The organism is Pseudomonas sp. PA-1-3F, from assembly GCF_021609665.1.
GTDB lineage: Bacteria > Pseudomonadota > Gammaproteobacteria > Pseudomonadales > Pseudomonadaceae > Aquipseudomonas > Aquipseudomonas paracarnis.
The window spans coordinates 1-14,347 of record NZ_WJZD01000015.1 but is presented as its reverse complement, the minus strand read 5'-3'; the positions used below and the strand labels follow the sequence as shown (position 1 = coordinate 14,347).

Here is a 14,347-nt window from a genome sequence, read left to right as displayed (position 1 = left end):
AATCCACGCCCTTTTATGAAACACGCTTTCTGGGGTTGGCGCGTTGGCGCAATCCCTTGAAGTGCCTGACGGAGGCGGACAGCCTGTTTAGCTGTTACGCCCGTGGCGACTATGCAAGACACATTACGTATTACCGAAGTCTTTTACTCGTTGCAGGGTGAAACGCGCACTGCTGGCCTGCCCACCGTATTTGTACGGCTCACCGGCTGCCCGTTGCGCTGCCAATACTGTGACAGCGCCTACGCCTTCAGCGGCGGCACCGTGCGCACCCTCGACGACATCCTGGAACAGGTTGCCGGTTACCGGCCGCGCTACGTCTGCGTGACGGGCGGTGAGCCTCTGGCGCAACCCAACGCCATTCCGTTGCTCAAACAGCTGTGTGATGCCGGTTACGAGGTCTCCCTGGAAACCAGTGGCGCCCTGGACATCTCCGCGGTCGACCCGCGCGTCAGCCGAGTGGTTGACCTCAAGACCCCGGACTCCAAGGAAGCCCACCGCAATCGCTACGAGAACATGGACTTGCTGACGGCCAACGATCAGGTCAAGTTCGTCATCTGTTCCCGTGACGATTATGACTGGGCCACCTCCAAGCTGATCCAGTATGGCCTGGAGCGTCGAGCGGGCGAGGTGCTGTTCTCGCCGAGCCATCACGACCTGAATGCCCGTGACCTGGCGGATTGGGTAGTGGCGGACAACCTGCCGGTACGCCTGCAATTGCAGCTGCACAAGTACTTGTGGAACGACGAGCCGGGGCGCTGATCCGGCTGCTGCGATAGGCGTTCTACCCACCGAATTACCGTTGAAATGCGTTTTTTCTGATTTATTTAAAATAAGGTGTTGAATAATCCTTAGAAATCAGTATTATACGCGCCACCACACAGCGGGTCGTTAGCTCAGTTGGTAGAGCAGTTGGCTTTTAACCAATTGGTCGTAGGTTCGAATCCCACACGACCCACCATTTTTGGCGGTTTAGAAAATCCGGAAGGCCCACGCAAGTGAGGATTTCCGGGTTTTTTTTTGCCTGTGATTTGGCAGGCCCGAGTCGACGCTGAGTCGTCTCTTGCTCAGATTCCGTCGCCGTCCAAAAAGCATTCCTTAAATTCAAATACTCATACGCGGACCGGCGCTGACCGATAGTCCGGTCGTTCGTATACGGCTTCAATGTGTATCAAACCTGATACCGCTGGTCGGAAACCAAATCGGAACTTCAAACGAAACTCTCTCCTTTTTGGTTATTTTTTATTCTGTGTCAGCTGCTTACGAATTTTTTAAGACATTGCCTAAAGTGCAGTCGGTTTATTGGCGTGAGGGGCGGTCGATGTTAGTTTGCCACCCTTCGTAAATTCGATGGATCGAACATGAATTCCCAACCACCACGGACTCGGTATTCACTGAGCATTGCCCTGCTTGTCTGCCTCGCCTCCCCCAGCGTGATGGCGGCAACCCTTCCGGGTGATCAGGACCTGATCCGCGACCGGCAAAACCGCCTGTTGGAAGATCAGCAGCGCCGCCTTGAACAACTCAAGGAACTGCCCGGCAAAGAGGCCAGGCCCGAAGCGCCAGCAGCCCCGGTGGACAGCCGTTGCTTCCCGATCCAAACCATTGAACTCCAGGGGGCCGACCACCTGCCTGCCCCTGAACGCGAGCGTCTGCTCAAACCGTACATCGGTCAATGCCTGGGCGTCTCACAACTCAACGCCCTGCTCAAAGACCTCACCGACTTCTACATCGACAAGGGCCTGATGACGAGTCGCGCCTACTTGCCGCAACAGGACATGTCCAAGGGGCATCTGCAAGTGCTGGTGGTGGAGGGCAAACTCGAAGGCTTGAAGGGCGCCGACAACAGCAAGTTGACGGACCGCGAGCTGGCCATGGCCTTTCCCGGCAAAAGCGGCGAGATATTGAACCTGCGAGAAATCGAGCAGGCCGTCGACCAACTCAATCGCTTGCCGTCCAATCAAGCCCAAATGGAGCTGACCCCGGGCGAAGCCGTGGGCGGCAGCTCGGTATTGGTCAAAAACAACCCGCAAAAGCCATGGCGCGCCAGCCTTTCACGTAACAACGATGGCCAGAAAAGCACCGGCGAACAGCAGTGGGGCACCGGCTTTGAGTGGGACAGCCCGCTGGGCCTGGCCGATCAGCTGATTCTGCGTGGCGGCCATGACGCGGTCAGCGACCATCAGAAAACCTCCAAGAATGCGATGCTCTACTACAACGTGCCCTGGGGCTGGTGGAACTTCAGCTACAGCTACAACCAGAGCGATTACCGTTCGGTCGTCCAGGGCGACGGTTTCGACTTCAAGCAAACCGGTGACAGTGAAAACCATCAGTTACGCGCTGAGCGGGTGATCCACCGTGATGCCGTGAGCAAGACGTCGCTCAACGTCGGCTTGTCCCACCTGCGAACCAACAACTACATCGATAGCAGCCGCCTCAAAGAGAGCAGCAACCGCCTCAGTGAACTGCAGTTGGGCATCAACCATGGTCGTCGTATCGGCAGTGCGTTCGTCAACGTCGATGTGGGCATGCAAAACGGCACCGGCGCCTTCGACGCCCAAGGCAATCATAACCCCCTGCCTGGCGTGCCGGATGCGCGCTACCGCAAATACACCGCCACCGTCAGCTACCTGCAACCCTTCACGCTGTGGGGCGAGTCGTTCAGTTTCACCAGCCTGGCCACCGGCCAACGCAGCGAAGACGTGCTGTTCAGCCCCCAGCGCATGAGCCTCGGTGGCTCGGCGTCGGTACGCGGCTACAAGGATCAGCAACTGACCGGCGACAGCGGCGGCTACTGGCGCAATGACCTGCGCTGGAGCCGCCCGGTGACCCTCGGTTGGCTGCGCCCGGTGTTCGGCGAGTACGGTGCCAGCGTGGGCTACGACCAGGGCGTGATCCGCAATGGTCGCTACAACGGCGAGGTGCACGGCCGCGTCTCGAGCAACTCCCTTGAGCTGTTCGCCCGCGGCCAGCACGTGAGCACCAGCGTGACCTTCGCCCACTCCTTGGAACGACCGGCCGCGCTGCTTGAGCGCGAGGCACCGATCTACTTCCGCATGGATTTCTTCCTGTAATTCAACGCCCAGTTGCAACGAGAATTTGAAATGGATGTTCGCCAATTTGCCTTCCTGGTTCGCCAGCCTTCTGCTGCCCTGAAAAGCCGTGACGCGTTCCTGGGCCTGCCCAAACGTGGCGTGGCGCTGATCCTGGCCAACGCGCTGTTCTGGCAACCGCTGCTGGCCCAGGCCGAAGGCATCGTGGTCAGCGCGCCGGGCACCACGGTCGGCCAGGCGGGCAATGGCGTGCCGGTGGTAAACATCGCCGCCCCCAATGGCAGTGGCCTGTCCCACAACCAGTTCAAGGACTACAACGTCGGCGCCAACGGCGTGATACTCAACAACGCCACCGACCGTACCCAATCGACGCAACTGGGCGGCATCATCCTCGGCAACCCGAACCTGCAAGGCCGCGCCGCCAACGTCATCCTCAACGAAGTCAACGGCGGCAGCCCCAGCCAACTGCGCGGCTACACCGAAGTGGCGGGCCAGTCGGCCAAGGTCATCGTCGCCAACCCCTATGGCATTACTTGCAGTGGCTGCGGCTTCATCAACACCCCCAACGTCACCCTGACCACCGGCAAACCGATACTCGACGCAAGCGGGCAACTGCAACGTTACCAGGTTGATGGCGGCGCCGTGACCATCGACGGCCAGGGCTTGAATGCCGATAACGTCGACCGCTTTGAAATCATCACCCGCTCGGCCAGGATTAACGCACAGATCAACGCGCGCAACTTGAGCGTGATTGCCGGGCGCAATGACGTCGATGCTAAAAGTCTGCAAGCCACCGCCCGGGCCGATGACGGCAGTGCCAAGCCGGAGCTGGCGATTGATTCGACGGCGTTGGGTGGGATGTATGCCGGGGCGATCAAACTGGTGGGCACCGAGGCCGGGGTGGGCGTGAAGCTCGACGGTACGTTAATGGCCAGTGGCGGTGATATTCAGCTCGATGCCAATGGACGACTGAGTTTGGCTAATGCCAAAGCCAGCGAAGCGGTGGTGATTAAGGCCGGTCAATTGGACGCTACGGGTGCGGTGTATGCCGGCACGCGAGTCGATGTACAAACCTCTACAGGCCTGAGCAACCAGAAAAGCCTGGCGGCCCGCGACAGCATCACCGTGACCAGCGGTGGGGCGCTGGTCAACAGCGGCATCATCGAAGCCGGTGTCAACGCCGATGAAAGCCGCAATGCCGGTGGCGATGTCAGTCTGCGCGCGGCAAACCTGAGCAATAGCGGCAGCGTGGTTGCCAGCCGAACCCTTACCGCCACGGCCAACCAAACCTTGAACAACCAAGGCGGCACTCTGAGCGGTACCACCGCCGTGATTAACGCCGGTCAACTCGACAACCGTGGCGGTCGTGTACTGGGTACGGACTCGCTCAAGGTCACGGCCACCGGTCTGGATAACCGCACCAACGGTCTGCTGCACAGTGAAAACAGCACCGACGTTACGGTGACCGCTGCGCTGGATAACCAGAACGGTCGCGTGATCGGCCTCAAGAACCTGACGCTCAACGCCGGCCAACTGACTAACGATAACGGCCTGGTCGCCAGCCAGGCGCAGGCCCGTGTAACCGCAGGGCAACTGAGTAACCAGGCGGGTGAAATCTCTGCCAGCCACACAACCGTGATTGCCACGAACCTGGATAACCGTTCAGGCAAATTGCTGGGCAGCAACCTCAACGTAACCGCCAGCGGTGCCATCGATAACCGCCTGGGGATTTTCTCTGCGACCAGCCTGACAGTACAGGCGGCCAGCCTGGATAACCGCGACAAAGGTTCCATCGCCGCCCAAGGCGTGATGAACCTGACCGTCGCCGGGCTGCTGGACAATCGCAATGAAGGCAACCTCGTCAGCCAGGGGGCTCAACAAATAACCGCAGGGCAGTTGAACAACAGCCAGGGCGGCCTGGTGTCCAGCAAAACCACCCTGGCGTTGCACGGCGACAGCCTGATCAACCAGGGTGGCCTGGTCATTGCCGACGGCGCGCTGACCCTCACCGGCGGCGATCTGGATAACAGCCAAGCGGGCGTGATCAGCACCAAGGCCGCCGCGCATGTGCAACTGAACCAGTTGAACAACAGCAATGGCGGCAAGTTGGGCAGCGATGGTGCGCTGACCCTCAACGCCAACCAGCTCGAAAACGGCGCCGGTCGCATCAGCGCCAAGGGCGACCTGCAGGCAACCGTCGGTGTGCTCAATCAACAAGCGGGCGAACTCGTCAGCGACGGTGCGCTGAACCTGACCGGCGCGTCCCTGGATAACCGCAACGGCGGCCTTATCGCTGCCACCAAGGGCGTGGACCTGCGCAGCCAGACCATCCTCAATCAGCAAGGCGAGATCTCCAGCCAGGCCAGGGTGCTGGTGGTCGCCGATCAACTGAACAACACCACCGGCAAGGTCATCGGCGACAGCGGCCTGACGCTCACGGTGCAGCGCCTGCTCAACCAGAGCAACGGCTTGCTGGCGGGGCGTGAGAGCCTGGCATTGAATGGCGACCAACTGGATAACAGCCTGGGTGGCCGCGTTACCAGCCAAAAAGACCTGACCATTAGCCTGACCGGAGACTTGCTCAACCAAGGGCAGGGCACGCTGCTGAGCGAGGGCGGACTGACCGTCAGGGCTGGCACCCTGGATAACAGCCGGGGCGGTATTCTTTCTGCGGCCAATGCGCTGTCGATCACCACCCAGGGCCAACTGAACAATCAGGCTGGCAAGCTGCTGGCCGATGGCACCGCCACGCTGGTCAGCACTGCGCTGAACAACAGCCAGGGCGGCGTGATCAGCGCCAAGCAACAGGTGGACGTGCGCAGCGCCGGCCTGGACAACAGCCAGCGCGGCAGCATCAGCAGTGACGCTGGCATCACCCTCAACGCAGGGCGACTGGATAACAGCCAACAAGGTTCGATCTTCGCCAAGTCCACGGTCAAGGCAACCCTGACCGGGCTGGACCAACATGATCGTGGCGAGCTGATCAGCAATACCAGCATCGACCTGGACTTGAGCCATGGGCAACTGATCAACCGTGACTACGGCCTGATCGCGACACCGGGCCAACTGCTGCTGAACAACCTGGGCACCGTCGACAACAGTCAGGGCGGTGAAATCTCCAGCACCCAATCATTCCTGTTGATGGCCGATGCGCTGAATAACCGCGGCGGTAAAGTCATCAGTGGCGACAGCCTGCAGGTACGTATCGCCAAGGCGCTGGATAACAGTGTGGAAGGTGTACTGTCCGCCAAGAGCGTTCTGCAGGTGGCAGCCGACAGCCTGGACAACCAGGCCGGTGGCGCGCTCGCCAGCCGTGGTGCGCTGGACCTGAAGGTCACCGGCGTGCTGGATAACCATAACCAGGGGCAGATCTTTGCCGCTACGGTTTTGACGACCACCTCAGGCTCCTTGAACAACAGCGACAAGGGCAGCCTTTCGGCCGGCACGCTCCAGACGCTCAACACCGGCGCGCTGGACAATCACCAGGGCGGGCGAATCGTCAGCGATGGTAGCCAGACGGTCACAGCCGCCAATGTGGATAACCGCGCGGGTGTGATCGGCAGTCAACAGGCGTTGAACCTGACCACTGCCAACCTCGATAACACTGCCGGGTTGATCAACAGCCAGGCTGATTTGACCCTGACCGGGCAAACGGTCGACTCAAGCCTGGATGGCGAAATCTCAGCCAAGGGCGACTTGAAACTCATCGTCCAACAGCTGATCCAGCGCCAGGGTCGCTTGATCGGCGAACGCGCTGTGAGCCTCGATCTGCAAGGCGGAAATCTCGAAAACAGCGCAGGCTTGATCAGCGCCAAAGGTCCGCTGACCTTCGCGCGCCTGGCTAACCTGACCAACCGAGAACAAGGCGAAATCTCCAGCCAGACGGCGTTCACCATCGCCGCCAAACGCATCGATAACGGTGATCGCGGGGTCATCCTCAGTGCCGATCAATTGCGCCTTGAAGCGGATACCGTGGTCAACACCAACAAGGGCTTGATCTCCGGCTGGAACGGTCTGACGGTGGTCGGCAATGGCCTCGACAACAGCGCCGAGGGCACGTTGTCGAGCAAGAGTGGCACCCTGCACACTGACCTCACCGGTGTATTGGATAACCACGCGGCGGGTGCCCTGGTCAGCATGGGCAAACAAACGCTCATCGCGGGCAGCCTGAACAATGATCAGGGGATCATCTCCGGCCAGGCCGATGTCGACCTCAACGTTGCCGGTCGCCTGGATAACAGCAACAACGGCCTGATTTCCGCAGCTCAACACCTGGGCTTCAATAATGCCCAGAGTCAAATTCTCAACCGTGGTGGGCGTATCAACGCCGCCAACATCACCTTTATCGGCGAGAGTCTCGACAACAGTGCTGGCCAACTGATCAGCCAGGGCACCTTGGACGGCACCCTCAGTGGCGCGCTGATCAATGCCAACAATGCGCGCCTGGCCAGTGGCGCAGCCCTGTTGCTGAACGCCGCCAGCCTGGGCAACCGAGGCGGCCAACTGGTCAGCCAGGATCGCCTTGACCTGACCCTCGCCAATGGCGACCTGGATAACAGCGCCAAAGGCACGCTTGCCAGCCAGAAAGACCTGGTGATCAAGCTGTTGGCCGGTGACGTTCAAAACCAGCAAGACGGCCTGATGTTCAGCCAGAAGGGCAAGCTCGACCTTACCGCCCGCGCCCTCACCAACGATCAAGGCACGCTGCAAAGCCAGACCGATAACCGCCTGCGCCTCAGCGGCGCCCTGAGTAACCAGGGCGGCCGCGTCGACAGCCTCAGTGGCAACCTGGACCTGGAAACCGCCAGTGTAGCCAACACGGCCGGTGGCGTACTCAACAGCAGCAAGGGCTGGGTCAAACTGGTCACTGGGTTGTTCACTAACAGCAACGGCATCACTCAGGCGCAGTCGCTGGATATCCAAGCCAAGGGCGGGCTGCTCAACCAAATGGGGCATTTGTCCGCACTCGGCGGTGAAAGCCGCATCGTCACCACGACCTTCAATAACCAGGGCGGCGGTGTCTACGCCGATACCTTGCTCAAGGTCACTGCCCAGGCTTTCGATAACCAGGGCACGGCGGCCGGTAAGGGCGGCAAGGTCGGTGCACGCAATATCGACTTCGGCCTCACTGGCGCCCTGAGCAATGGCTATGGCCTGATTGAAAGCGACGACGTCCTGCGCCTTGCTGCGCAAACCATCAACAACGTCGGCGGTAACCTGCGGGCCATGGGCCGTACGGGCACGACCGACATCGATGTTTCCGGCCTGTTCGATAACCGCTTCGGCGTGCTTGAAAGCGCCAACGAACACCTGAACCTGCAAGCCGCCGGCCTGGACAATAACGGCGGGCGCATCGTACACACCGGCACCGGTACGTTCGACCTGACCTCCGACCAAGTCACCCGGGCCGGCGGCAGCTTCGTCACCAACGGCCAGTTGGACATCAAGGCTGCCAGTTGGACCAACAGCAGCGTGCTCCAGGCCGGGCGCCTGAACCTCGACATCGGCCAGTTCACCCAGACCGCCAGCGGCCAGTTGCTCGGTGCACAAAGCCTGATCGGCATTGGCGACACCTGGACCAACGACGGCCTCCTGGCCAGTGATGGCACCCTCAGTGTGACGCTCACCGGTGGCTACAGCGGCAACGGCCGCGTCAGCAGCCTGGGCAACATGAGCCTCACCAGCGCCAGCATGGACCTGGGCGAGAACGCCCGCATTGCCGGCGGCGCACTCAACCAGGTCACTAGCACGAGCCTGAATAACCACGGGCGCCTGACTGCCATCGGCGACCTGACAGTCAATGCCACCAGCCTGAACAACTACGGCACCCTAGGCGGCGCCGGAAAAGTCCGGCTGAACGCCACGCACCTGGTCAATGACAAGGGCTTGCTCTTCAGCGGCAACGACATGGCGTTGCGCGTCAATGATTTCAGCAACCGCTATGGCGACGTCTACAGCCTCGGCGCCCTGGACATCGCCCGGGATGATGCGAGCGCGCGCAGCAGCCTGATCGAGAACGTCTCCGGCAGCCTGGAAAGTGGCACCGGCATGCGCTTGCTGGCAGACACCCTGAGCAACCGTCGTGACCAGTTCACCACTGAAATGAAGCTGGTGTCGGGCAACCTCAATATCTATTGGAACGACTACTGCAAAGGCAAAGGCTGCGAGCTGTACTTCAACTCGGTGGAGAAATACGAAGATGTCATCACCGGCAGCTCGGCCTCTGCGTTCATCAACGCCGGTGGCGACCTGACTGTGGGCAGCCAGACCTTCGATAACCTTTACAGCTCGGTATCCGCCGCCGGGAATATCCTGATCAACACCGATGTGCTGACCAACCGCGGCGCGGCAGGCGGCGAAGAGCGTCACTTCAATTCCGGGCTCTATACCCGCGACCGTGGCATCTACAACACCTTCATGGAGCGCCAGAACCAGTTCAACATCTACAACAATCCCAACTCAGGCGACTACCGCCCGGGCCAGATGACGATGGACCAGGTCAGGGCAGGCGTTGGCAATTTCTATGAAAGCAGTAGCTATGTAGTGCCCACCACCGGCAGCGTGATTGCACAGGCGGTGATTCAGGCCGCAGGTGCGGTGACGGTCAATGCGACCTCCAGGATCGACAACAGCGTCATCCGCCCCAACGCTACCCACATCGACACCCCGGCGGCCAACCGCAACACCAATTCCGAGGTATTTGCCTCCACCGTCAAACCGGCGATCACCGCACAGCTACCGCCAGATCTGGCCCAACGCCAAGTCAACCCGGTGACCTTGCCAGGCTTCAGTTTGCCGACCAGCCAGAACGGCCTGTTCCGTCTCAGCGGCCAGGCAGCGAACGCGGGTGTAGCGGGTAAAGCGGACACCGCTACCGGTGACTTCAGCGTCAACGGGCGTGTCATCACCGCCGCCGACCGCGAAAAAAACCTCGACTACACCGCCGTGCAAGAACGCGGTTTCAGCCTCGACGGCCAGCCCGTCAGCGGCGCAGTCAACGGCCAGGGTCCGCTGGCTCTGGACAGCCGTGCCCCATCAGTCACCCGCGTACAAGGCCTGCCGGAAATCACCCCGGTAGATAACAGCCACAAATACCTGATCGAAACCAACCCGGCGCTCACCGACCTCAAGCAGTTCATGAGCTCCGACTACCTGCTCGGCAAACTGGGCTACAACCCCGACGCCAGCTGGAAGCGCTTGGGCGACGGCCTGTACGAGCAACGCCTGATCCGCGAAGCCGTTGTGGCCCGTACCGGCCAACGCTACATCAACGGCCTCGCCAGCGACGACGCACTGTTCCGCTACCTGATGGACAACGCCATCTCGTACAAGGACTCGCTCAACCTCCAACTGGGCGTGTCGCTAACTGCCGAGCAAGTCGCGGCACTGACCCACGACATCGTTTGGATGGAAGAAGCCGAGGTCAACGGCCAGAAAGTCCTCACCCCCGTGCTCTACCTGGCCCAGGCCAACAACCGCCTGGCCCCCAACGGCTCGCTGATCCAAGGCCAGGACGTGAGCCTGGTCACCGGCGGCGACCTGCACAACAGCGGCACCCTGCGTGCCACCAACAACCTGAACATGGTTGCCAACAACATCGACAACAGCGGCCTGATACAAGCCGGCAACCGCCTGGAAATGCTCGCCACCGACTCGATCCGCAACAGCCGTGGCGGCATCATCAATGGCCGCGACATCAGCGCCACCGCGGTGACCGGCGACATCATCAACGAGCGCACCGTCACCACCTTTAAACAGGAAGGCCAGGGCTACCAACTGCGCAACGACGTGGCCAGCGAAGCCTCCCGCTTCGAAGCCACCGACACGCTCAAGCTGAACGCCGGCCGCGACGTGCTCAACCTCGGCAGCAACCTCAAGGCCGGTGGCAACGCCAGCGTAACCGCAGGGCGTGATGTGCTGATCGCCAGCCAGACCGAACAGGACGACTACGCCTACCAACGCCGCCGCATCAAAGGCACCGAGCAAACCATCCTGCAACACACCTCCGGTGTGGACGTGGGCGGCAACCTCGCCATCGACGCCCGCCGCGACATCGCAGTGGTCGCCAGCACTGTAAGCGCGGCCAAAGACCTCATCGTCAAAGCCGGCGAAAGTCTGACCCTGGCTGCTGCCGCCAACGAACAACATGACTACTCCAAAGGTAAAAAAGGCGGCACCAAAACCACTACTCAACTGGACGACGTCACCCAACAAAGCGCCGAACTCAAAGCCGGCGGCGACCTGATCGCCATCGCCGGCACCGACCTAACACTGGTCGCCAGCAAAATCAGCGCGGGCAACGAAGCCTATGTGCATGCGGATAACGAACTGCAAATGCTGGCGGCGCAAGACAGCCACTACTCGCTGTACGACATGAGCAAGAAGGGCAATTGGGGCAGCAAGAAAACTCAGCGTGATGAAGTGACCGATGTGAAGAATGTCGGGAGTGAAATCAAGACTGGGGGTGATCTGACGCTGGAGAGTGGTGGGGATCAGAAGTACCAGGCGGCGAAGCTTGAGAGTGGTGGGGATATTGCGATTGTCAGTGGGGGGGCGGTTGAGTTTGAGGCGGTGAAGGATCTGCATCAGGAGAGCCACGAGAAGAGCAAGGGAGATGCGTTCTGGACATCATCAAAAGGTAAAGGCAATACAGATGAGACCCTGCGCCAGACCCAAATGGTGGCTGAGGGAAATATCGCGATCAAGGCGGTGGAAGGCCTGAAGATTGACGTCAGGCAGGTCAACCAGCAAACCGTCAGCCAATCGATTGATGCGATGGTCAAGGCCGATCCGCAGTTGGCCTGGATCAAAGAGGCCGAAGCGCGTGGGGATGTGGACTGGAGGCAGGTCAAGGAGATTCACGACAGCTTCAAGTACAGCAACTCGGGGTTGGGGCCTGCGTCGCAGATCATTATTGCGATTGTGATGGCTGCATTTGTTGGACCTGCAGCTATGGGGGCAATGACCACCGCAGGTGCTGGTATTGGCGTCGCTGCTGGCACTGGCGCTATTGCCGCAGGTGCTGCGACTAATGCCACGGTGAGTGCGGTTAATAATCGCGGCAACCTCGGCGCGGTATTTAAAGATGTCACTTCGTCTGATGCGATGAAGGGATACGCAGTATCTGGCCTCACAGCAGGTTTCACGGCGGCATATTTTGACGGTTGGACGGGAAGTAAAACGACTCAAGCTTCCGGAAAAATCGACTTACAACTTAATACGCTGAAGGGCGTAGGGCAGTTTGCGGCCAACCAGACGCTACAGAACGGCACCTCGGCCGTGCTTAAAAAAGCGCTGGGGCAGGATGCCGATTTGGGTGATGCGCTCACCAGCGTTTTATTCAACACATTGGCGGCCACCAGCTTTAACGCAGTTGGTGAAATAGGTTTGAAGACGGGCAGTATCGAAAAAGTAGCTACCCACGCGCTCGTTGGTGGATTTATCGCGGAGGTGGCCGGAGGAGATTTTGTTAGCGGGGCTATCGCCGCCGGAGCTAACGAAGCACTGGCAAATCAGCTACGCCGCTTGGCTACCGATATAAGCCCTGAGAAGCGGGACGTCCTTCTAACCACCGCCGCTCAACTGATTGGTGTCGCTGCAGCAGCAGTTGTTGATGGTGGCGCCGACACGAAAAATCTTCAAGTTGCCGCATGGGCTGCTCAGAATGCCACCAATTACAACAGCTTAAATCATGAAGATGCCGCCGATTTTGTAGCAGATATGAATATCTGCGGGAAAGACGTGACATGCCAGCAGAAAACGTGGAAGGCAGGTAAGTACGACGATATCAGCCTCGGAAATTATGAAGAGGCCATGAAAACCGCTGGCCCGGCGTGGGCAAAGTCTCAGATAACAACGCTCGAAGGTGGTTTGTTTGCGCTTAAATCGCTCAACTGCCAAACAGATGTGTGTTTTAACTACAAGCAGATATTGGAGGCTAGGGCGTATGAGAATCTGGATAAGCTCCATACGTTGGTTAACACCTATGAACCTTATATTGCAGGCATAGCTGGTGGTGTTGCTGGAGGCGTGCGTCCTAGGCAACCTACGCTTCGAGAGGGTGAGACAGCAGGTGCGCAGGCTGGTAAATCAGAGGCGTACTGGAGTAAGGTTAAAATCGAAACTGGCGGTGTAAAAACACCGACAAGCTGGCAGGGGTCAGGCCCTGCGCCTGGGGTTTTAGGCTTGGAGCCGGGGTCTGTATCATCTAAAGCTATACAGAATTATTTTCCTAGTACAAAAAACGGTTCCATTGAGTTTGTTTTTGATCCTAAAACTAGCACTTTCGCTGTCGGTAAGCCTACCACTAACCTTGGGGGCTCTCCTCATCAACAGCTGGCAGAAACTATAAAGTCCGACGGATCGGCTCTAGTTGGTGGTATGTTTCGGCGAGGACCCAACGGGGAGGTGATAACGAATGAGTTTAGCGGGCACTACTGGAAAAATTGGACACCTGAGGTCAGAGCTAAGTTTGAGCAGACTCTTAAGCAGTACGATCTCAATGTCAAACATCATCCTGGAATGTAATGTATGAAAGATTCTGAGAGAATTATTTTGGATGGGGGGGGCGTAATTTGCAGATGTGAGTCTGGTCGCTGGAAGCTATCAAGCGATGAAGCTACATGGCCTTTGGTTAGCTCGTCAGATTTCAAAAGAGTTATCTCATTACTTGAGATACCTTTTGAAAGCGTTAAATTAGCTCTAGGACTAGACTTTCCCTACATGAGTGTTGTGAGGGTTGGATTGAGGCACGATTCTGATTATTGGATAAATCTTGCCATTTCTTGGGTCGCGCAAAGTTCGGCTCAAGAGGTCGCTTCCTTTGTAGAAGACCTGAAGAAGTTATCAGTAGATAAGGCTGTCTCACAAAGTAACCGACATTTGGCAAGAAAGGAACTAAAGCGTATTCTTAATGGTTAATTGATACAAGGCGCGCAGTATCCACTGCTAAGGAGTAGAGAAAAAAAGAAAAAAGGGGACAGATTTATTTTTTTTCCATTTGCTAGGCTGTAATTCTCTAAGGAAGGAGGTTACCTATGCCCAGAGTGGGACGTGTCGTTTTGCCCAACTATCCTCATCATGTTGTACAGCGTGGTCACAACCGCCAGGTGGTCTTTGCTGCCGAGGAGGACTACCAGCGCTACGTGAGAGACCTTCGAGAGCTTAAGGACGCATTTGGCATAAAAATATACGCCTACTGTTTGATGACTAATCATGTCCATTTACTGGTTTCTCCGGGTAACTCGGTTGCAGGGCTAGGGCAGTTAATGAAGGCGCTCGCGGCTCGGGCCACTCGG

The 14,347-nt window shown here is 58.7% G+C and carries 5 protein-coding genes and 1 tRNA gene; all 6 read left to right on the top strand.

The genetic code is table 11. The features are described 5' to 3' along the window. Window positions 1-111 precede the first annotated feature (111 nt). Complete coding sequence (queE, locus tag GIV26_RS12605; RefSeq protein ID WP_034128580.1) at window positions 112-759, top strand: 7-carboxy-7-deazaguanine synthase QueE; 648 nt, start codon at window positions 112-114, stop codon at window positions 757-759. Window positions 760-882: 123 nt separating this feature from the next. Beyond that, a tRNA-Lys gene (locus GIV26_RS12600) sits at window positions 883-958 on the top strand. A gap of 400 nt (window positions 959-1,358) precedes the next feature. Beyond that, complete coding sequence (locus GIV26_RS12595; protein ID WP_329610236.1) at window positions 1,359-3,071, top strand: ShlB/FhaC/HecB family hemolysin secretion/activation protein; 1,713 nt, start codon at window positions 1,359-1,361, stop codon at window positions 3,069-3,071. Window positions 3,072-3,101: 30 nt separating this feature from the next. After that, window positions 3,102-13,577, top strand: a complete 10,476-nt coding sequence (locus GIV26_RS12590; RefSeq protein ID WP_236280896.1) for a two-partner secretion domain-containing protein — start codon at window positions 3,102-3,104, stop codon at window positions 13,575-13,577. A 3-nt stretch (window positions 13,578-13,580) separates the two neighbouring features. Continuing rightward, window positions 13,581-13,970 carry a hypothetical protein gene (locus tag GIV26_RS12585; protein ID WP_127880968.1) on the top strand — a complete coding sequence of 130 codons (390 nt, stop codon included), beginning with the start codon at window positions 13,581-13,583 and terminating at the stop codon, window positions 13,968-13,970. Window positions 13,971-14,086: 116 nt separating this feature from the next. Beyond that, window positions 14,087-14,347: transposase (locus GIV26_RS12580; protein WP_236280894.1), on the top strand; the 261-nt coding region annotated here is incomplete at its 3' end.